The sequence below is a fragment of the Burkholderia sp. Ac-20392 genome, assembly GCF_017104585.1.
GTDB classification, from domain to species: Bacteria; Pseudomonadota; Gammaproteobacteria; order Burkholderiales; family Burkholderiaceae; genus Burkholderia; species Burkholderia lata.
The window spans coordinates 1-1,590 of record NZ_JAAGPB010000976.1; the positions used below are offsets into that span (position 1 = coordinate 1).

Below are 1,590 nucleotides of genomic sequence, written 5' to 3' on the forward strand. Positions count from 1 at the left end.
TCGGCACCGCGCGTCGTCTACGTCGCCCCGCCGCCGCCGAAGGTCCTGTACCTCGCTCCGCCGCTGCCGCGCTCCGTGTACGTCGCCCCGCGCGCCGTGTATGTCGCTCACCCGCCGCGCGCCGTCATCTGGGTGCCCGCCCACTGGGCCGGCCGCGTGTGGGTGCCGGCGCACTGGGCGTAACCCGGCGCCACTGCGTTTCGTTTCGCTTCGTTTCGTTTTCCATCCGTTTCATCAACCACCCGGCCGGCGCAGACCGTCGGCCACGCAAGGAGAAACCCCATGAAGTCCATCAAGAAGATGATTGCCGTCGTCGTTTTGTGTATCGTCTCAGCAGCAGCGTCGGCCCAGCAGGTGCCGCCCGGCGCGGCGAACGGCGGTGCACGCGTCGAACGCGCGCTGATGCAGTTGCAGACCCGCTTCGCCAGCGCGAACACGACGCACGACGGCAAGCTCACCCGCGAGCAGGCCGCCGCGGGCATGCCGATGGTCGCGCAGCATTTCGACGAAATCGACACGCAGCACAACGGCTACGTCACGCTCGAGCAGCTCGCCGGTTTCATGCGCCAGCGCATGGCGGCCCGTTGACCCCGCACGACAATCCGGCCGCGCACGCACCGGGAGGCAAGCGATGGAACAGTCCTGCAGGATCGTCGTGCTCGACGATGAAGCCGAGTTGCGCAACATGCTGCAGCGCTTCCTGACCGGCCATGGCTTCCAGGTCCGCGCGGTCGCCGACGGCAAGCGGCTCGACCGCCTGCTGCAGCGCGAACCGTACGACCTGCTGGTGCTCGATCTGATGATGGAGCCCGAGGACGGCCTGAGCGTGTGCCGGCGCCTGCGTGCCGAAGGCCAGACGCTGCCGATCCTGATGCTCACCGCGAAAGGCGACGCCGCGGACAAGGTCGTCGGCCTCGAGACGGGCGCCGACGATTACCTGGCGAAGCCGTTTCTCCCCGACGAACTCGTGGCCCGCGTCCGCGCACTGCTGCGACGGCAGAAAATGGCGGCCGGCGAGCCGACGGTCACGTCGCAGCGATTGCGTTTCGGCGCATTCACGTTCGACGTCAGCCAGCAGACGCTGATGCGCGACGGCACACCCGTAGAAATCCATTCGGCGCAGATGCTGCTGTTGCATGCACTCGGCTCGTCACCGAACCGCGCGGTGAGCCGCGAGAACCTGCTCGCCCGCGCCCGCGGCCGCGACCATGCCGCACTCGACCGCAGCGTCGACGTGCAGATCCTGCGGCTGCGCCAGATCGTCGAGGACGATCCCGGCAAGCCGCGCTTCATCAAGACCGTCTGGGGCATCGGCTACATGCTGGTGGCCGGCATCGAGTCGTGATGCGCATCCCGCTGCCGCGCTCGCTGCTCGCGCGCAACATCGCGCTGCTGGTGGCGCTCGTCGCGCTGTCGCTCGCCTGTTCGCTCACCGTGCTGCTGCACTACGTGCAGCGCCCGCGCATCGAGCGGGCCTCCATCGTCTTCTCCGACTACGTGCGGTTGCTCGACCGCACGCTCGCCAGCCTGCCGCCCGACGCCGGCGGCACGGTCATCGCGCAGTTCGGCGGCCAGGCCGCGCTGCCGCCC

At 69.1% G+C, this 1,590-nt stretch carries 2 protein-coding genes and 2 pseudogenes; all 4 read left to right on the forward strand.

The genetic code is table 11. From position 1 onward, the window contains the following. Positions 1-183: pseudogene (locus G3N99_RS40215) on the forward strand (hypothetical protein); the annotation flags it as partial. A 99-nt stretch (positions 184-282) separates the two neighbouring features. Then, on the forward strand, positions 283-588 hold the full coding sequence (locus G3N99_RS40220) for an EF-hand domain-containing protein (protein ID WP_122947597.1): 306 nt from the start codon (positions 283-285) through the stop codon (positions 586-588). A 43-nt stretch (positions 589-631) separates the two neighbouring features. Then, positions 632-1,345, forward strand: a complete 714-nt coding sequence (locus tag G3N99_RS40225) for a response regulator (protein ID WP_174937108.1) — start codon at positions 632-634, stop codon at positions 1,343-1,345. Continuing rightward, a pseudogene (locus tag G3N99_RS40230) lies at positions 1,345-1,590 on the forward strand (two-component sensor histidine kinase); the annotation flags it as partial. The gene G3N99_RS40225 and the pseudogene G3N99_RS40230, both read left to right, overlap by 1 nt.

What these genes read in the sequence shown, in the direction of transcription:
- G3N99_RS40225 (WP_174937108.1), top strand. Translation starts at nt 632, where the DNA reads ATGGAACAGTCCTGCAGGATCGTCGTGCTCGACGATGAAGCCGAGTTG.
- G3N99_RS40220 (WP_122947597.1), top strand. Translation starts at nt 283, where the DNA reads ATGAAGTCCATCAAGAAGATGATTGCCGTCGTCGTTTTGTGTATCGTC.